General features: G+C 68.5%; 16 protein-coding genes and 2 riboswitches. Of the genes, 1 reads left to right on the top strand and 15 read right to left on the bottom strand.

The genetic code is table 11. From position 1 onward, the window contains the following. The first annotated feature begins 66 nt into the window (after positions 1-66). The gene (locus tag E5P3_RS14750) at positions 67-954 is read left to right on the top strand and encodes a DUF3014 domain-containing protein (protein ID WP_162586671.1); all 888 of its coding nucleotides are present in this window, start codon (positions 67-69) and stop codon (positions 952-954) included. 44 nt (positions 955-998) lie between these two features. On the opposite strand, the gene E5P3_RS14755 is transcribed toward E5P3_RS14750, so the two are convergent. The 15 genes from E5P3_RS14755 to E5P3_RS14825 all read right to left on the bottom strand — a co-directional run bounded on the left by E5P3_RS14755 (position 999) and on the right by E5P3_RS14825 (position 18599). After that, positions 999-2276, bottom strand: a complete 1278-nt coding sequence (locus E5P3_RS14755) for an RNA polymerase sigma factor (protein ID WP_162586672.1) — start codon at positions 2274-2276, stop codon at positions 999-1001. A 28-nt stretch (positions 2277-2304) separates the two neighbouring features. Next, a complete protein-coding gene (locus E5P3_RS14760) occupies positions 2305-2979 on the bottom strand; it encodes a YciI family protein (RefSeq protein WP_162586673.1) in 675 nt (224 codons plus the stop codon). Positions 2980-3046: 67 nt separating this feature from the next. After that, positions 3047-3487, bottom strand: coding sequence for a YciI family protein (locus E5P3_RS14765; protein ID WP_162586674.1), 441 nt, complete (start codon positions 3485-3487; stop codon positions 3047-3049). Positions 3488-3517: 30 nt separating this feature from the next. Then, entirely contained in the window at positions 3518-3943 is a 426-nt protein-coding gene (locus E5P3_RS14770) for a YciI family protein (RefSeq protein WP_162586675.1), read from the bottom strand. 138 nt (positions 3944-4081) lie between these two features. Then, the gene (locus E5P3_RS14775; protein ID WP_174263071.1) at positions 4082-4960 is read right to left on the bottom strand and encodes an NAD(P)H-hydrate dehydratase; all 879 of its coding nucleotides are present in this window, start codon (positions 4958-4960) and stop codon (positions 4082-4084) included. Then, positions 4960-5727 (bottom strand): histidine phosphatase family protein, encoded by a 768-nt coding sequence (locus E5P3_RS14780; protein WP_162586676.1) that lies wholly within the window; start codon positions 5725-5727, stop codon positions 4960-4962. The genes E5P3_RS14775 and E5P3_RS14780 overlap by 1 nt, the downstream gene beginning before the upstream one ends. 77 nt (positions 5728-5804) lie before the next feature. Continuing rightward, positions 5805-8711 (bottom strand): aminomethyl-transferring glycine dehydrogenase, encoded by a 2907-nt coding sequence (gene gcvP / locus E5P3_RS14785; RefSeq protein WP_162586677.1) that lies wholly within the window; start codon positions 8709-8711, stop codon positions 5805-5807. A gap of 48 nt (positions 8712-8759) precedes the next feature. Continuing rightward, complete coding sequence (gene gcvH / locus E5P3_RS14790; RefSeq protein WP_162586678.1) at positions 8760-9131, bottom strand: glycine cleavage system protein GcvH; 372 nt, start codon at positions 9129-9131, stop codon at positions 8760-8762. Between the two features lie 56 nt (positions 9132-9187). Then, a complete protein-coding gene (gene gcvT, locus E5P3_RS14795) occupies positions 9188-10360 on the bottom strand; it encodes a glycine cleavage system aminomethyltransferase GcvT (RefSeq protein WP_162586679.1) in 1173 nt (390 codons plus the stop codon). Positions 10361-10396: 36 nt separating this feature from the next. After that, a riboswitch (glycine riboswitch) is annotated at positions 10397-10505 on the bottom strand. A gap of 12 nt (positions 10506-10517) precedes the next feature. Next, positions 10518-10620: riboswitch (glycine riboswitch) on the bottom strand. 19 nt (positions 10621-10639) lie between these two features. Beyond that, on the bottom strand, positions 10640-11527 hold the full coding sequence (locus E5P3_RS14800; RefSeq protein WP_162586680.1) for a hypothetical protein: 888 nt from the start codon (positions 11525-11527) through the stop codon (positions 10640-10642). 274 nt (positions 11528-11801) lie between these two features. After that, entirely contained in the window at positions 11802-13079 is a 1278-nt protein-coding gene (locus E5P3_RS14805) for a TRAP transporter large permease (RefSeq protein WP_162586681.1), read from the bottom strand. Between the two features lie 94 nt (positions 13080-13173). Continuing rightward, positions 13174-13668 (bottom strand): TRAP transporter small permease, encoded by a 495-nt coding sequence (locus E5P3_RS14810; protein ID WP_162586682.1) that lies wholly within the window; start codon positions 13666-13668, stop codon positions 13174-13176. Between the two features lie 88 nt (positions 13669-13756). Beyond that, entirely contained in the window at positions 13757-14728 is a 972-nt protein-coding gene (locus tag E5P3_RS14815) for a TRAP transporter substrate-binding protein (RefSeq protein ID WP_162586683.1), read from the bottom strand. Positions 14729-14780: 52 nt separating this feature from the next. Beyond that, a complete protein-coding gene (gene denD / locus E5P3_RS14820) occupies positions 14781-15797 on the bottom strand; it encodes a D-erythronate dehydrogenase (protein WP_162586684.1) in 1017 nt (338 codons plus the stop codon). An 18-nt stretch (positions 15798-15815) separates the two neighbouring features. Beyond that, on the bottom strand, positions 15816-18599 hold the full coding sequence (locus E5P3_RS14825; protein ID WP_162586685.1) for an ATP-binding protein: 2784 nt from the start codon (positions 18597-18599) through the stop codon (positions 15816-15818). Positions 18600-18606 lie beyond the last annotated feature (7 nt).

An 18606-nucleotide genomic window follows, 5' to 3' on the forward strand; every position in this document is an offset into this window, starting at 1 on the left:
GCGCCGCCGCTGCCGCGGTGCCGGATGTCGTCCAATGGTGGAGCTCATGAAAAGGAGAGATGCCCCATGCCCGCACGTGAGTTCGACGATTTGAGGCCGGCGCGCGAGTCCTCGCTGTGGATCCTCGTGGTGCTGGTGGTGCTGGCGCTCGGCGCCGGCGCCGTCTGGTGGCGCTGGTCGCACCAGCAGGCCGCCCCTGTCGAAGCGACGCCGGCCGCCACCGCGCCGCAGCCCGATGCCCCCCCGCCGGCGCCTGCCGCGGCAGCGCCGGTGGAGCCGCAGAACCCGGTCGACACCACGGCAGACGCAACCCTGCCCAAGCTCAACGACGCCGACGCGCACGTACGCTCCGCCCTGACCGAGCTGCTCGGCGCCAAGGCAGTGGGCAGCTTCCTGCAGACCGACGGCTTCGTGCACCGCTTCGTCGCCACCGTCGACAACCTGCCGCGCGACCAGGCCGCGGCGCGCATGTGGCCGGTGCAGCGCACGCCCAAGCGCTTCATGGCCAGCGGCAGCGGGGAGGCGCAGACCATCAGCCTCGACAACGGCGCGCGCTACACGCCCTTCGTGCTGTTCGCCGAATCAGTGAACCCGCAGCACGCCGCGGCCCTCTACCAGAAGCTCTACCCGCTGTTCCAGCAGGCCTACGAGGAGCTCGGCTACCCCAACCGCCATTTCAACGACCGCCTCGTCGCGGTGATCGATCACCTGCTGCAGGCGCCCGAGCCGGCCGGGCCGCCGCAGGTGAAGCTGGTCGAGATCAAGGGCGACATGCCCTCCGAGCGGCCCTGGGTGCACTACGAGTACGTCGACCCCGGGCTCGAATCGCTGTCGGCCGGGCAGAAGATGATGATCCGCACCGGCCTGGTCAACGAGCGCCGGCTCAAGGCCAGGCTGCGCGAATTCCGCGGGCAGATCGCCGGCGGCGCGCTCGCGAAGAAGAAGGCCGAGTAGCCATTCGGACGTCGGCTGCTTCGGGCGGCAGCGGGCTCAATGATTCAGCGGACCGAGCAGGCCAGTGCGCGCATCAGCAGCAGCTTGCGCTCGCGCGCGTTGCGCGTGAGCGAGGCCGCGTGCTGGAACTCCGCGCACGCCTCGGCCTTGCGGCCCAGCTTGGCCAGCAGGTCGCCGCGCACGCTGGGCAGCAGGTGATAGCCCTTGAGTTGCGGCTCGTCGCGCAGCGTATCGACCAGCTCCAGGCCCGTGGCCGGCCCGAAGGCCATCGACAGCGCCACCGCGCGATTGAGCTCGACGATGGGCGAGGGCGCGAGCTGCGACAGCGCCTCGTACAGCGCCGCGATGCGCGTCCAGTCGGTCTGCTCCGCCGTGCGCGCACGCGCATGGCAGGCGGCGATGGCGGCTTGCAGCGCGTAGGGCCCCAGCGCACCACCGAGGGCCTCGGCGCGCGCCAGCGCGGCGAAGCCGCGGCGGATCAGCAGCTGGTCCCAGCGCGCGCGGTTCTGCTCCAGCAGCAGTACGGGCTCGCCCTGCGCATCGACGCGCGCGGCCGCGCGCGAGGCCTGGATCTCCATCAGCGCGACCAGGCCGTGCACCTCGGGCTCGTCGGGCACCAGGCCGGCCAGGATGCGGCCCAGGCGCAGCGCTTCGTCGCACAGCGCGGGGCGCATCCAGTCGTCACCGGCGGTGGCGGAGTAGCCCTCGTTGAAGACCAGGTAGATCACCTCCAGCACCGAGGCCAGGCGCGCGCCGAGCTCGTGCGCGCGCGGCGCCTCGAAGGGCACGCGCGCCGCCGCCAGCGTGCGCTTGGCGCGCACGATGCGCTGCGCGATGGTGGGCTCCGGCACCAGGAAGGAACGCGCGATCTCGTCGGTGGTGAGGCCGCCCAGCAGCCGCAGCGTGAGCGCCACCCGCGCCTCGGGCGAGAGCACCGGGTGGCAGGCGGTGAAGACCAGCCGCAGCAGGTCGTCGCCCACGTCGTCGTCGAGCGCGGCATCGACCGCGTCGGCGAAATCGGCGGCCGCCATCGCGTGCTGCGCGTCGATCTCGCGGCCGATCTCGTCCTCCTTGCTCGTATGCAGCTTGCGCCTGCGCAGCAGGTCCAGGGCGCGGTGCTTGGCGGCCTGCATGAGCCAGGCGGCGGGGTTGTCGGGCACGCCCTCGCGGGGCCATTGCTCCAGTGCGGCCACCAGCGCGTCCTGCGCCAGCTCCTCGGCCACGCCGACATCGCGCACCATGCGCGCGAGCGCGCCGATGATCTTCGCCGACTCGATGCGCCAGACGGCGTTGATGGTGCGGTGGATCTCCGGCGTGCTCATTCGATAGCGACGGGGCGGGTGAACTTCTTCAACCGTCCACTGGATGGATCTCGACCTCGGGCCGTGCCTGGGCAAAAGGATAGCGCCGGACCCAGGCGATGGCTTCGTCCATGGAGTCGGCCTGGAGCAGCCAGAAGCCGGCGACCAATTCCTTGGTTTCGGCGAAGGGCCCGTCCCTCATGCTGGTCTTGCCGCCGCCCACGCGCACGCGTGTCCCGCGGGCGGTGGAGCGAAGGCCGTCGGCCGCGAGCAGCAGGCCGTCGCGCACGCCTTCGTCGTTGCGCCGGGCCATGGCCGCGAGCTTCGCGGGATCGCTGGGCGCCTCGGCCTCGGTGTCGGCATCGGCCTTCACCAGGATCAGGAAGCGCGGCCGGGTCGCAGTGGCCAAGGGATCGACACCAGCCAACCCGCCCGCGCAGCCGGTCTCGCGGATCTCGAACCCGGCCTGCGCACAATCGGCCGCATCGCGCAGCCACGCGGCCGCAGCCTGCCGGGACTCGGCCTCGACGATGCTGAGGCCGGCGATCCGCCCCGGGCCGACGCAGGGTTCAGCTGCCGGCCCGGCGTGGGTGAAGCGGATGCGCGTGCCGGTTGCATCGGCTTTCAAGGGTGCGTGTTCGTGCAGCGTGATGTCGCGCGAAAGAGGGGGAACCGTGCCGGCCTCGCTGGAGGTCCCGGCCTGGTGCAGGATCACGAATCTCATCCGATGCAGTCCTCGGCTGGCTGAAGGGACTGCAAGGATATAGCGTCGGGATCAGCGCGCGTGCTCCTCAGCGCTGGGTCGTGGCGCGCTTCTCGGCCGCGTCTCGCAGCCACGCTTCGTGCTTGCGCATCTCGGGCGTCAACTCGGCACCGAAGTCCTCGGCCTCGTACACCTGCCGGATCTCGATCTCGACGTTGCCGCCGCCGTCGATAGGGGGCCAGCGCTTGACCCATTCGATGGCTTCTTCCCTGGATTTCACCTGGATGATGCTGAAGCCGGCGACCAGTTCCTTGGCCTCGGTGAAGGGGCCGTCGATCACCGTCGGCCTGCCGCTGCTGAACTTGACGCGCGCGCCCTTGGCGCTGGGCTGCAGGCCCATGCCGTCGAGCATCACGCCCGCCTTGATCATCTCCTCGTTGTACTTGAGCATGTCGGTGACCAGCTGCTCGCCGGGCATCACGCCCGCTTCGGTGTCTTTGTCGGCTTTTCGAATGACCACGAATTTCATTGTCGAATCTCCGTCAGAAGGGATGGGCGCTCAGGACTTGCGGTTCTTTTCCGCTTCGGCCATGAGCCGCTTTTCCTGCTCGCGCAGCTCGGGCGTGAACTCGGCACCGAAGTCCTCCATCTCGAAGACCTGGCGCAGCTCGACCTCCTCGCCATCGGTGAAGGGTGCGCGCTTGAGCCATTCGATGGCCTCGTCCCTGGAGCGCACCTGCCAGAGCCAATAGCCGGCGATCAGCTCCTTCGTCTCGCTGAAGGGGCCGTCGATCACCGTGCGGGCCTTGCCGTCGAAGCGCACCCGTGCCCCCTTGGAACTGGGGTGCAGGCCTTCGCCGGCCAGCATCACTCCGGCTTTCACGAGCTCCTCGTTGTAGTTGCCCATGTCGGTGAGCATCTTCTCCGTCGGCATCACGCCGGCTTCCGAATCCTTGTTGGCTTTCACGATGACCATGAATCGCATGTCGTACTCCTGAAGGTTGGGTTGGGTAGGTGAGCTTCCGGAATGAGGCTCTGCATGGACGTCGAAGGAGGCCGGCGCCGATCGACACCGGAGTTTGTAAAGATTTGAAACGGGACGGCGTGAGGGCGAGAACACCCGTCAGCGGGCGAGATGCCGAACCACGCCCGGCACTTCCCCTGCCAGCTCGCGTGCCAGATAGCCCAGGGGGCCCACGCGCCGCCCCAGGTTCTTGCCCGCCCTGGCATGCACCACCACGGCCCAGGCCGCCGCTTGCTCGGGCGGCAACCCGCGTGCCGCGAAACCGCCCATCAGCCCGGCCAGCACGTCGCCGGAACCCGAAGTGGCGAGCCCGGGCGAACCGCCATCGAAGCGCCAGGCGCCGCGTTGCGGCGTCGCGATCACCGTGCTCGCGCCCTTGAGCACGACGCAGGCGTTCCAGCGAGCGGCAGCTTCGCCGGCGACCGCCAGCGCTTGCTGGGCGATGGCCTCCTTGGGCAGGCCGGACAAGTGCGCCATTTCGCCCGCGTGCGGGGTCAGCAGCACCGGCTGGTCGAAGGCTCGTTCGGTTGCCACCGACATCGCGATCGAATCCAGCAGCACGGTGCACTCCCGGAAAAGGGGCAGGAGCCGGCGCACGAAAGCCATGCTGCCGCGCTCGTCGCCCAGGCCCGGGCCTACCACCACGGCCGCCATCTGCTCAGCAAGCGGAGCCAGCGCCTCGCAGCCGCGCGCGGCGATGCCGCCGCCACGCGTCTCGGGCAGGGCAATGACCCGCGACTCCGGAATTGCGAGGGCCACGCCGGAAGCGATGGAGGCAGGGCTGGCGATGGTGAGCTTGCCTGCGCCCGCCCGCAGCGCGGCGGAGCCGGCGAGCAGCGCGGCGCCGGGCAGCTCTGCGCAGCCCGCGATCACCAGCACCCGGCCGCGCGACTCCTTGTCCGCATCCGGGCCCGGATCAGGCAGCGGCCAGTGCGCCAGCGATGCCTCGGTCAGGGCGGAGGCGCGCGGAGGGGCCATCAGGGCTTGGGCGCCGCCGGCTGGTCGGGCGCGCGGGTCACCGGCGCCGCGGCTTCGCGCAGCGGCGCGAGGAAGTTCACCAGGTCGAGCTGCAGCACCTCGTCTTCGTCGCCGCTGCGCTCGGCGCGATAGGAGGTGATGGCGCAATTGGGCACGTCGCCCTGCCGATCGATCTCGAGGATCTGCTTCTCATCCAGGTGCTCGATCAAGTAGCGCAGACAGTTGACGATGACCTGGTGCGCCACCACCAGCACGCGCTGCCCTGCGTACTCGCGCGTCACCATCTCGAGCAGGCTGCGCAGGCGCAGGATCACGTCGCACCAGCTCTCTCCGCCGGGCGGGCGGAAGTAGAACTTGCCCACGTGCAGGCGCTGCGCGTCGAGCTCGGGATGCTTCTGGCGGATGCCCAGCTTGGTCAGCCGGTCGAGGATGCCGAATTCCTTCTCCCGCAGGCGCTCGTCGATGCGCAGCTTCAACCTGTCGCCGGCCAGGCCGCCATGCTCGGCGACGAGTTCCGCGGTGGCGCGGGCCCGCAAGTAGGGGGAGCAGAGGATCACCTCGGGCTGCTCGTGCGCGGAGCGTCTGGCGAACCAGTTGCCGAGCGCAATCGACTGCTCGATGCCAAGTTCGGAGAGCGGCACGTCGATGTCGCGCCACGCCAGCTCGATCAGCGGCAGACCACCCGCTTCCGCCGCGTCGCGCGCGACATTGCCGGCGCTTTGACCGTGGCGCACGATCCAGAGGGTTTGGGGCCAGTTCGATTGCATGGGCGAGGGCCATGGTAGGAAGCCCTCGCCGCGCCCCTCGTAGGCAAAGGCCTATTTCCGCCGACGCGCGCCCGGCGTCATCCCACGTAGTCGGCGACCGGCACGCAGCTGCAGAACAGGTTGCGGTCGCCGTAGACGTTGTCGACACGGCCCACCGGCGGCCAGTACTTGGCGTCCTTCACCGAGGCGATCGGGAAGGCGCCGAGCTCGCGGGAATAGGGGTGGGTCCATTCGCTGGCCAGCAGGCTGTCGGCCGTGTGCGGCGCGTTCTTCAGCGGGTTGTCCTCGCGTGGCCAGATGCCTTCCTCGATGCGGCGGATTTCGCCGCGGATCACGATCATCGCGTCGATGAAGCGATCGAGCTCGGCCAGCGGTTCGCTCTCGGTCGGCTCCACCATCAGCGTGCCGGGTACCGGGAAGCTCAGCGTGGGCGCGTGGAAGCCGTAGTCGATCAGGCGCTTGGCCACGTCCTCGGCGGTCACGCCGCTGGTGTCCTTGAGCGGGCGCAGGTCCAGGATGCACTCGTGCGCCACATGGCCGTTCGGGCTGGCGTAGAGCGTCGGGTAGTGTTCCTTGAGCCGGGCGCTGACGTAGTTGGCGCTGAGGATGGCGGTCTCGGTGGCGAGCTGCAGGCCGGCCGCGCCCATCATGCGGCAGTACATCCAGCTGATCGGCAGCACCGCCGCATTGCCCAGCGGCGCAGCGGACACGGCGCCGACGCCGTTGGAGGGGAGGCCGCCGCTCACGTGGCCGGGCAGGTAGGGCACAAGGTCCTCGACCACGCACACCGGTCCCACGCCGGGCCCGCCGCCGCCGTGCGGGATGCAGAAGGTCTTGTGCAGGTTGAGATGGCTGACGTCGCCGCCGAACTCGCCCGGCGCGGCCACGCCGACCAGCGCGTTCATGTTGGCGCCGTCCACGTACACGCGGCCACCGTGCGCATGCACGATCTCGCAGAGCTCCTTGACGCGGGTCTCGAACACGCCGTGGGTGCTGGGGTAGGTGATCATCACCGCGGCCAGGTCGTCGCGGTGCTGCTCGCAGGCGCGGGTCAGGTCGTCCATGTCCACGTTGCCTTGCGCGTCGCAGGCGGTCACCACCACCTTCATGCCCACCATCTGCGCGCTGGCGGGGTTGGTGCCGTGGGCCGAGGAAGGGATCAGGCAGATGTTGCGGTGCCCGTGGCCCTGGGCCTCGTGAAAAGCCTTGATCGCCAGCAGGCCCGCGTACTCGCCCTGCGAGCCGGCGTTGGGCTGCAGGCTGATGCCCGCATAGCCGGTGGCTTCGCAGAGCCAGGCGCGCAGCTGCGCATCGAGCTCGGCGTAGCCCCGAAGCTGCTCGGCCGGCGCGAAGGGATGGATGTCCGCGAACTCGGGCCAGGTGATGGGGATCATCTCGCTCGTCGCGTTGAGCTTCATGGTGCAGCTGCCCAGTGGGATCATGCTGCGGTCCAGCGCCAGGTCCTTGTCGGAGAGGCTGCGGATGTAGCGCAGCATCGCGGTCTCGCTCTTGTGGGTGTTGAACACCGGGTGCGCGAGGAAGGCGCTGCTGCGGCGCAGATCCGGCGGGATGCGTGCGCCGACTGTGGCCGAGAGCTCCTCGAAGCGGGGCATCGGCGTGCCGGCGGGCACGAACAGGGCCCAGAGCGTCTCGATGTCGGCGCGCGTGCTGGTCTCGTCCAGCGAGATGCCCAGGTGCTGCTGCAGCCCCTGGCGCAGGTTGACCGAGGCGGCCTGGGCGCGCTCCAGGATCTTCGGCGTGTCGTCGCCGGTCAGGACGGTGAGCGTGTCGAAGGCGGTGGCGTTGGCGAGCTCGCGGCCCATCTGCTCGAGGCCTTGCGCCAGGATCGCGGTGAGGGCGGCCACGCGCTGGGCGATGCGCGTCAGTCCCTCGGGCCCGTGGTAGACCGCATACATGCTCGCCACCACCGCCGGCAGCACCTGCGCGGTGCAGATGTTGGAGGTGGCCTTCTCGCGGCGGATATGCTGCTCGCGCGTCTGCAGCGCAAGCCGGTAGGCCGGCCGGCCCTGCGTGTCGACGCTGACGCCGACCAGCCGGCCGGGCAGCGAGCGCTTGAACTCGTCGCGGCAGGCCAGGTAGGCCGCGTGCGGGCCGCCGTTGCACAAGGGCATGCCGAAGCGCTGCGTGGTGCCGCAGACGATGTCGGCGTCCCATTCGCCGGGCGGCGCCAGCAGGGTGAGTGCCAGCAGGTCGGCCGCCACGCAAAAGGCGGCGTCGTACGCGTGGGCGTGGCCCGCCAGCGGGCGCAGGTCGTGCACGTGGCCGGTGGTGGCGGGGTATTGCGCCAGCGCCCCGAAGAAGTCGCCGCTCGCCATCAGGTGCGGCAGGGTCTCGGAGACGGTGCTGACCTTGACCTCGATGCCCAGCGGCGCGGCACGCGTGCGGATGACCTCGATGGTCTGCGGATGGCAGTCGCCGGAGACGAGGAACACGTTGCTCTTGCTCTTGACGCTGCGGCGCGCCAGCGTCATGGCCTCGGCCGCGGCGGTGGCCTCGTCGAGCATGGAGGCATTGGCGATCGCCATGCCGGTCAGGTCGCAGACCATGGTCTGGAAATTGAGCAGCGCCTCCATGCGCCCTTGCGAGATCTCGGCCTGGTAGGGCGTGTAGGCCGTGTACCAGGCCGGGTTCTCCAGCACGTTGCGCAGGATCACGCCGGGCGTGTGGGTGCCGTAGTAGCCCTGGCCGATGAAGTTCCTCGCCACCTTGTTCTTCGCCGCGATGCCGCGCAGCTCGGCCAGCGCGCCGGCTTCAGTGACCGGCGCGGGCAGGCGCATCGGATGGCTGCGGCGGATGGCCGGCGGCACGATGCCGTCGATCAGCTCGGCGCGCGTCTTCGAGCCGACGGCAGCGAGCATGCGCGCCTCGTCCTCGGCCTCGATGCCGATGTGGCGGGCGATGAATTCGCCGGCGTTCTCAAGATCGGCGAGGGTGGGCAGGGAAGGCAAGGAGGACTTCTGCATGGCGGTGAACAGGGATGGCAGGGATCAGGAAACCTTGGGTGTCCGCTTTCAGGCCTCGTCGGCGAACTTGTCGTAGGCGGTCTTGTCGAGCAGGGCGTCGATCTGCGCGGGCTCGGTGATCTTCATCTTGAAAAACCAGCCCTCGCCCTCGGGCGCGCTGTTGGCCAGGGAGGGATCGGCGCGCAGCGCCTCGTTGACCTCGGTGATCTCGCCCGCGACGGGCATGAACACGTCGGCCGCGGCCTTGACCGACTCGACCACGCCCGCAACCTCGCCCTGGGCATAGCCCTGGCCGACCTGCGGCAGGTCGACGAAGACCACGTCGCCCAGCGCGTCCTGCGCGTGCAGCGTGATGCCGACGGTGGCGGTGTCGCCCTCGGCGTTCACCCACTCGTGGTCCTTGGTGTACTTGATGGTCATTGGAATGGCTCCTTGGGGAAGGGAAGGGAGGAAGAGAAAAGAGAGAAGCTGCGGCGCTAGCCACGGTAGTAGCGCGCCGGCACGAAAGGAAGCGTGCTGACCTCCATCGGCACCGGCTTGCCGCGCACGATGGCCTGCAGGCGGGTGCCGGGCTGGGCGTAGGCGAGGGCGACATAGCCCATCGCGACGGGCCGGTCGACCGTGGGGCCCAGCAGGCCGCTGGTCACCTGGCCGATCGGCAGGCCCTCGAAGGACTCGAGCAGCGTGCCGTCGCGCACCGGCACGCGCTCCAGCGCCACCAGGCCGACGCGCTTGCGCTTGAGCGTCTCGTGGTCGACATGGCCGGCAGCGCCGGTGTCGGCCGTGAGTTGCGCCAGCACCCGGGCCGCGCCCGGAAAGCCGCCCTCGCGCGCGCCGCCGCTGCGCCGCACCTTCTGGATCGCCCAGTTCAGCGAGGCCTCGACGGGGGTGGTGGTGGTGTCGATGTCGTTGCCGTAGAGGCACAGGCCGGCTTCCAGCCGCAGCGAGTTGCGTGCCCCCAGGCCGATGGGCTGCACCTCCGGCTGCGCCAGCAGCAGCCGGGCCAGTGCCTCCGCGTCGCGGGCGGCGACCGAGATCTCGAACCCGTCCTCGCCGGTGTAGCCGCTGCGGGTGGCGAAGGCCGCGATGCCGTCGATCTGCACCGCGCCGCCGGTCATGAAGACGAAGCGCTCGATGCCGGGTGACAAGCGCGTCAGCACTGCCGCGGCCTGCGGCCCCTGCAGCGCGAGCAGGGCGTGATCGGGCAGGGGCTGCACCTGGCAGCGCTGGCCGATCTTCGCCTGGATGTGCGCGATGTCGTCGGCCTTGCAGGCGCCGTTGACGACCACGAAGATCGAATCGTGGCCCTCGTTGAAGAACATCAGGTCGTCGAGGATGCCGCCCTCGTCGTTCAGCAGCAGGCCGTAGCGTTGCTTGCCCGGCGCCAGGCCGATCACGTCGACCGGCATCAGGGTCTCGAGGGCGGCAGCGGCGTCGGGCCCGACCAGGCGCAGCTGGCCCATGTGCGAGATGTCGAAGAGTCCCGCGGCCGTGCGCGTGTGCTTGTGCTCGGCCATCAGGCCGGCGGGATACTGCACGGGCATCGAATAGCCGGCGAAGGGCACCATGCGGGCGCCGAGCGCCACATGCAGGTCGTACAGCGGGGTCTTTTGCAGATCGTCGGAAGCGGAGGCCAAGGCACTCTCCATCAGGGGCAGTCCGGATCCATGGCGTTCAAGCCATGGGCCACCCCTGCTGTCCGCTTTACCTGAGAGATTCGCCCCACGATCGAGGTTTGCTCCTTCGGTGGGCGGCTTCACTCAAGCAAAGCCGCCTCTCTCCAGCAAGGAAACGCCCGGAAACACGGGCGCCTCGTCAGTCCTTTTGCCTGAGCGTTCGGGCCTTTCGTTCGATGGGCCCTGCGCCTTCGGCGGCCCCGCGATGCGAAGCTCTCTCCTGACTCGGAAGAGTGTAAAACGAAACAGGCCCTACGACCGTTCCAGCCGCAGCCGGCGCAGCAGGAATTTCTCCCACAGCTTGTCCGAGAGGAACTGCAGGGAGCGCCGGATGTGCTCCCGTGCATTGCGGGCGTCGTAGGGCGAGCGGATGTCGGCGCCCAGTTGCCGGGCGCGCAGGCTCAGCATGTGCTCCGACAGGCAGCAGCGCGCCTTCATGCGCAGGTCCTCGAAGTTGTCGGGCCCGAGCGGGTTGGCCTTGTGCCATTCGTGGTCCCACTTGAAGCGGCGCTTCTTCTGCACGCCCTGGCCGTCGTCGCTGATGAGCCAGGCGGACACGAAATCGACATAGGCCTCGCCCACATGGTCGCGGAATACGCCCCGGCCCGGTTCGAAGCGCTCGTTGACCAGCGAATCCAGCAGCGCGTTGCCGGGCGACAGGGTGCCGAGCCGATGGCGCAGCGTGTCGTTCATCGCGAAGCAGTAGGTCGATACCCATTCGAGCAGCGGCCCCATGGGGGTCATGGTCGAGCGCGGGAAGTCGTTGATCTCGCCGAACAGCCACGGGCCCGGATGCAGCGCCAGCTTGCGGATCTCGCCGCCGAAGCGTTCCAGCCGGCGCTCGCTCCAGGCGTGGTTGAGGGCGACCGTGTCGTTCGAGAACAGCCAGACGTCGGGCTGCTCGCCGCGAGCGAGCAGGGTTTCGATGCCGCTGTCCCAGCCGGAGAACTCCCGGTTGCTGTTGTCGCCGGGGACCACCAGGCCCTGCTCGGAGGCCATGCCGGTCGCGCTTTCGGCTGGCCTGGCACGGGCGTTGTCGACGATCACACTCGAGAAGCGGTCGCCGTCCTGGGCCAGGCGGGTTCGCAATTTTTCCAGCACCTGGAGCGAACGGTCGCGGTGCTGATCGCCAAACTCCAAGTGAACGAAACCGTAGCTTGTCATGCGTGCAGGGGAGAGAAGGAAAACGGTCGCGGCCGCGCAAGATGTTACCGCTTCAATGCGGCAAACGGCGGCGCTGGCCGCGAGAAGCGGCTGCAACCCTTCAGAGCCTATTCAAGAAGAAGGGGTGTCGTTTGTCAGCGAAGACGCCGTGTCGCGATCCACGCTGTAACCCCATGTTGTTCTCGGTGCAGGGCCTGCTCCGCCGGCAGCAGGCGCAGGATGCGATCGCGGATCGAGGACACCCGCGCGGCTACTTCGCATAAACGAGATCGCGCAGCCCCAGCGAAATGCCCGGCACGTAGGTGATGACCATCAGGCAGGCCAGGATCACCAGCACGAAGGGCACCAGGTGCCCGACGATGCGGTCCAGCGAGATGCGCGCCACCGTGCAGGCCGCGAACAGGTTGACGCCGAAGGGCGGCGTGATCATGCCCAGCGCCAGGTTGACCACCATCACCAGCCCGAAGTGCACCGGGTCGATGCCGAAGTGCATGGCGACAGGAGCAAGGATCGGCGCCAGCACGATGATGGCCGCGCTGGTTTCGATGAACATGCCGATGATGAAGAGCGCCGCGTTGACGCCGAGCAGGAACATGGCCGGCGACTGCAGCACGGCCTCGAGCCAATGGCCGATGGCCTCCGGCACGCCGGCGCGCGTGATCAGGAAGGCGAACAGCCCTGCGTTGGCGATGATGAACATGATCACCGACGACGAGATCACCGACTTGCGCAGCACCGCATAGAGTTGCGGCAGCTTGATCTCGCGGTAGATCAGCATGCCGACGACGAGCGCGTAGAGCACGGCCACGGCCGAGGCCTCGGTGGGCGTGAAGATGCCGCCGTAGATGCCGCCGAGGATGATCACCGGCATCAGCAACGCCCAGCCCGCTCGCCAGGTGGCCACGCCCACGCCCAGGCGGCCGTCGCCGTCGTTCTTGCCGAGGCCCTTGAGCTTGCAGTAGAGATAGACGAACGCCATCAGCGCCAGGCTGATCAGGATGCCGGGGCCGAAGCCGGCGATGAACAGCTCGCCGATCGACACCTCTGCGCTCACGCCATAGAGGATCAGCGGGATAGAGGGTGGGATGATGACCCCGAGCTCGGCGCTCGTGGCCTGCAGCGCCGCCGCGTAGCTGGTGGGGTAGCCGTGCTTGATCAGCGCCGGGATCAGGATGGCGCCGATGGCGAAGGTCGTGGCCACCGACGAGCCCGACACCGCCGCGAAGATCATGCAGGTCAGCACGCAGGTCATGGGCAGGCCGCCCTGCACGCCGCCCACCAGGCTCTTGGCGAATTCCACCAGGCGGCGCGAGATGCCGCCGGTCTCCATCAGGTTGCCCGCGAGGATGAAGAAGGGGATGGCCGCGAGCGGAAACTTGTTGATCGCGTTGAACATCTCCTTGACGGAGATCAGCATGTTCGCATTCGAGGCCTGGATGCCGACGATGGAGGCCAGGCCAATCGAGACGGCGACGGAAATGGTGAGTGCGAAGCACACCACCATCGTGGCGACCATCACCGGGGTCATAGGGCACCCACGCTTGTCATTGTCACTTCGGCGGTCATCGAGGCACCTTCGCCTTCAGCTACGGTGCTATTCGCCTTCGGAGCGGCCGTGCGGCTCATTGCGCGGTCTCCAGTTCCTGCCGCTGCGGATCGAGCAGGTTGCCCACGATCCCGATCACGCTGAACAGGCCGCCGACCGGCATCGCCACATAGGCCCAGAACATCGAAATCGATTCGAGGCCCGCCATGGACTGCACGCCGCCGCGCTTTGCGTAGTCCCAGCCCCACCAGATGATGACGCAGATCAGCGTCAGCGCCGCGAGGCACACCAGCCAGTCGAGCACGCGCCGCATCTTCGGCGGGCTCCAGCGGTACAGCACGTCGACGCTGACCATTGCGCCCTGGCGGAAGGCGGTGGGGATGCCCATGAAGACCATCCAGATCAGGCTCACCCGGATCAGGATCTCCGACCATTCGGCCGGCTGCTCGAGCACGAAGCGGGTGACGATCTGGAACACGCCGAGCGCCGAGGCGATCACCAGCATGAGGCAGGCGACGGCCATGGACAGCGAACTGGTCCATTGGTCGAATCGGAGGAAGGCGGATTTCATGAGCGAGGCATGCGAAAGGTCGTAAAAAAAGAGCGCCCGCGAGCCAGTGCTGCGCGGGCGCGCGCCGCGGTTCATCGCGGCAGGAAGCTCACTTGAAGTTGCGGATCCTGTCGATGTTGGCCTTGCCGAACTGCTTCTCGAACTCGGCGTTGACCGGCGCCAGCGTGCTGACGAACTTCGCCTTGTCCACGTCCTCGATCACGGTCATGCCCTGGGCACGCAGTTCCTTCACGCCGTTGGCGTCGTCCTGGTCGACGCGGTCGCGATTTGCCTTCACCGCCACCTTGGCGGCTTCGAGGAAGGCGGTCTTGTCGGCCGCGCTGAGCTTGTCGAAGGCCGCCTTGTTCATCACGAAGATGCAGGGCGAGTAGACATGGCCGGTCAGCGAAAGGTGCTTCTGCACCTGCGAGAACTTCGCCGACATGATCACCGACAGCGGGTTCTCCTGGCCATCGACGGTGCCCTGCTGCAGCGCCGTGAACACTTCGGGGAAGGCCATCGGCGTGGTGATGATGCCCAGGCCCTTGTACGCGGCGATGTGCACCGGGTTCTCCATGGTGCGCATCTTCAGGCCCTTGAGGTCTTCCGGTGCCTTGACGTCGCGCTTGCTGTTGGTCATGTGGCGGAAGCCGTTCTCGGCCCATGCCAGGGCCTTGAAGCCCTTGGCGTCGAACTTGGTCAGCAGTTCCTGCCCGATCGGGCCGTCAAGCACCGCGCGCGCGTGGGCCTTGTCGCGGAACAGGAAGGGCACGTCCAGGATCTTGGTCTCCGGCACGAAGTTGGGCACCGGGCCCGTGGAGGAGAAGGCCAGCTCCTGGGTGCCGAGCTGCACCGCCTCGATCGATTCGCGCTCGCCGCCCAGCGAGCCGTTGTAGAAGGTCTCGATCTTGTAGCGGCCATTCGTGCGTGCCGCCACTTCCTTGGCAAAGGTGTCGATGGCGACGCCCTGGTGCGAGTTCTGCGCGGTCGAGATGCTGATCTTCATGGCGGTCTGCGCGAAGGCAGCGCAGGCCATACCGAGGCCGAGGACGAGGCCGGCGGCCAGGCGGTTCAACTTCATGGGGAGTCTCCTGTCGATGTGACGTTTGATGTGACGTTTGGCAAACGTATGACTATGCATTGGTCGGCAGCTTCACGGCGTCGGGATTTTCACGGACGTAGTCACGAATCACATCCTCGAAGCTGGCATCGGCCAAAAGGCCCAGGCCGCGCGCGCGGCGCGCCTCGATGCGGCCCGGCCAGGTCTTCACGATGCGCTGGATCGCCGGATCAGGCGTGCGGTCGAGCAGGGCGGTGGCGGCCGGCCCGGCCACGCGTTCGAGCGCCGCGGCCATGTCGCCCACGGTGAGGCCCAGGGAGGGCAGGTTGAGCGCCGTGCGCGGGCCCCATTGCGCGTCGCTCGCCTCGGCGGCGCGGACGATGCCTTCGATGGTGCGGGCCGGCGAGGCCAGCGCCACCGGCGTTTCGTCGGGCACGGGGCAGGCGGCACGGATGCCGGCGAGCGGCTCCCGGATCATGCCGCTGAAGAAGCCCGAGGCCGCGCCGTTGGGGCGGCCGGGACGCACGCTCACCGTCATCAGCCGCACGCTGCGGCCCCGGATGAAGCCCTTGCGGGTGTAGTCGGCCACCAGCTGCTCGCCGATGAACTTCTGAATGCCGTAGCTGGTCTGCGGCGTGGGCAGCGTGTTGTCGTCGATGACTTCGGGCAGCGGCTGCTCGGGCGAGTTGCCGAAGACCGCGAGCGAGCTCGAGAACACCAGCACCGGCGCGGTGCCGGCGGCGCGCAGGCGTTCGAGCAGGGCGTTGGTCGCGCCGAAGTTGCTTCGCATGCCGAGGTCGAAGTCGGCCTCGCATTCGCCGCTGACGGCGGCGGCGAGGTGGAAGACCGCGTCGGCTTCGGCCCAATAGCCCGCCTCGGCGTCGGCCAGCTGGGCATTGAGGTCGCCCACGACGGCTGCGACGCGCGCATCGGCTGCGAGATCGGCCGGCGGCGGCGCGCGGTCGACAAGGGTGATGCGTTCAATGGGCTGCGCCGCGGCGCCGGCCAGTGCGAGGCTGCCTTGCGCGAGCAGCGTGCGGGCCAGGCGGGCGCCGAGAAAACCGGCGCCGCCGGTGATGACGATGTGCATGGTGTCTCCTTGATGCGTTCAGTCTATCTTGGGCGCTGCCGACACTCGACCTTGCATGTAGATCTGGGCAAGCCGCGCCAACAGGATCTCCGCCTGGGCCGGTTTGGCGAAGTGGTCGTCGAAGCCGGCCTGCAGCGCCCGCTGGCGATCGGCCTCCCGTCCATAACCGGTCAATGCGACAAGTGCCATCGACCGCGTTGCAGTTTCGGCACGCAAGCGGGCGGCCAGGTCATAGCCATTCATGCCAGGAAGGCCGATGTCGATGACGGCGCCGTCACAGGGCTGCCGGCTCAGCAGTTCCAGCGCCTCTTCGGCCGAGAATGCCAGATGCGTTTCGTGCCCTTCGAGCTCGAGCCAACTGGCGAGCGCTTCGGCCGCATCCTTGTTGTCGTCGACCACCAGCAGCGACAGCGCCGGCGGCGCTGCCGCCGCAGGCGTGCCGGTCTGGCTTGCCTCGTCCGGCTCCGCCTGCAGGGGCAGACGCACTTCGAAAGTGGTGCCCTGTCCCGCGCCCCGGCTCTCAACCGTGATCTCGCCGCCGTGCAGGCGCGCCAGGCTCTGCGCGATGGGCAGGCCGAGGCCCAGTCCGCCGGCGGCCCGATGCAGCGCTTGCTCGCCCTGCACAAATCGCTCGAACACGCGCGGCAACAGGTCGGGGGTGATGCCGATGCCATCGTCCACGACGCGCAGCACCGCTTGCGGAGAAGAGGCCGCAGTGTCGCTGGCAAGCAGGATCCGGATGGAGCCCTTGGGATCGGTGAACTTGGCCGCGTTCGTCAGGAGGTTGCCGACGATCTGGGCCAGGCGCAGCGGGTCGCCCCGCACCAGGACCGGCGCCGATGGCATCTGGGCCTCCGGCATCCGATCGCGCTCCTGCAGCGCCGGGAGCGTGAGTTCCAGAGCCCGCGCGACGACATCGCGCATGTCCACCGACTCGGTCTTCAAGGTGATCTTGCCGGCGACGATGCGCGACACGTCCAGCAGGTCATCGACCATGCGGGACAGGTGTCGAACCTGTCTTTCGATGATCTGGCGCTCGCGCGGAAAGGCCTGGGGATCGCGGCGTGCCATGAGTTGCAAGGCCAGCCCCATGGGCGCAAGCGGATTGCGCAGCTCGTGTCCCAGCATCGCAAGAAACTCGTCTTTCGACCGGTTGGCCTGCTCGGCTTGGTGTTGAGCGCTGCGCGCCTGCTGGAGCAGCCGGACATTGTCCAGCGCCAGTGCGACGCGTTGCGCCAGCTCCCCGATCAGCGATCCATCTTCAGCGCTGAAACGCCTCTGCGATTCGGCCTGCAATACGGCCATGACGCCGATCGTTCGGCCGCGCGCGACCAGCGGCACGACACAGCCCGCCGTGATGCCGACGATCCGGGTGAACTCCTTGAGCTGGGGGTCCAGCTTTTCGACGGCCTCGGCGTCGTCCAGGTTGAGCAGGAACATCTTGCCGGTGGAAATGGCCCACGGGAACGAGCCCGGGACCTGCGGGGCCGTGCGCGTGCTGACCATCTGTGCAACGAAGGCACTGCGCGCCGCGTCGAAATGGTGCGTGAGCTTGCGCTCCAGCATGCCGTTTTCATCGAGCAGATCGATGCGGCAGAGGTCGGCGATCGCCGGCACGATCACTCGCGCGATTGCCGCGAGTGTCGACTCTTCTTCCAGCGACTGCGAAAGCGCTGTGCTGGCGTCCGCGAGGCGAGCCAGCCGCAGCTCTGCCGCTTGCGCGTTGGCGCGCGCCAGCCGCTCGCCCTCCAGCAGGTGCTGCCGTTCGGCTTCGCCGCGGCGCCGTTGCTCGGAAGCCGTGGCCAATGCCGAGGCGACCGCGTCCACTTCCGCGACACCCGACTTCTGCGCCGGCAGCGTTTCGCCGCGTCCCACGGCATCTGCCTGTGCTCGAAGAAGGTCCATTGGCCGCGTCACGCCGCGCGAGATCCACCAGGCAGCCAGGCCGCCGAAGCAGAGGGAGATGAGCAGGCCTCCGCCATACGCCATGAACAGCCGGCGCGACGCACTTTCAGACGTGGCCACTGCCGCGCCGAGCACCACCATCCAGGGGGCTGCATCCATCCGCGCGATCGCTGTCCTTGCCCGTACGCCTTCGACGTTGATGGTGGAGCCCACCCCTTCGCGTTGGGGCCCGATCGAGGCAAGCAGCCTGAGCAATGTGTCGCTGGGTGCCGTTCCGCGCAGTCGATCGTCGCCGATGTTGCGCGCCACGCGCGCTTGCCTCGAGTCGAACACCGACACCATCCATCCTTCCGGGACGCGCTGGCGGTGCAGGACCGCGGTGACCGCCCCGGGGTCGACGACGGCCGTGAGGACGTGGCGAAGTTCCCCTTTGCGCAGGACCGGGACGCGCACAGGAAACGCGAGCTGGCCGCGGGGCCCGCGCGTCATCGCACCGATGACAGGCCGCTTCTCGCTCACGACTTCCTGCAGGCTTGCCTGGTCAACGACGCTCGCGCCGGGCGCCACGTGGCTGCGCTCGGTACTGAAGAGAATGCGACCGTCCGGCGCGGCCAGCAGAAGGTCGCGCCATTCCGGATGAGATGCCCGCACTGCCGTCACGAGCTGGTAGGCCTCGACCAGGCCCTCCGGCGTGGTCGTGCCCAGCGGCTCGGTCAGCGCCAGTGCTTCCAGCGCGGCGACGGTCATGCGAAGTTCGCTGTCGACGGCGGTGGCAATGGCTCTTGCCACGCCGACCGTGGAAGCCTGGGTCTGGCCGCGCTGGGCCTTCAACAACGCGTCGAGTGCGAGGCCGTAGACCACGGCCAGGGGGACGATCGCGGCCGTTGCGATCAGCAATAGACGC

It is taken from the genome of Variovorax sp. RA8, assembly GCF_901827175.1.
In the GTDB taxonomy this organism is placed as follows: Bacteria; Pseudomonadota; Gammaproteobacteria; order Burkholderiales; family Burkholderiaceae_C; genus Variovorax.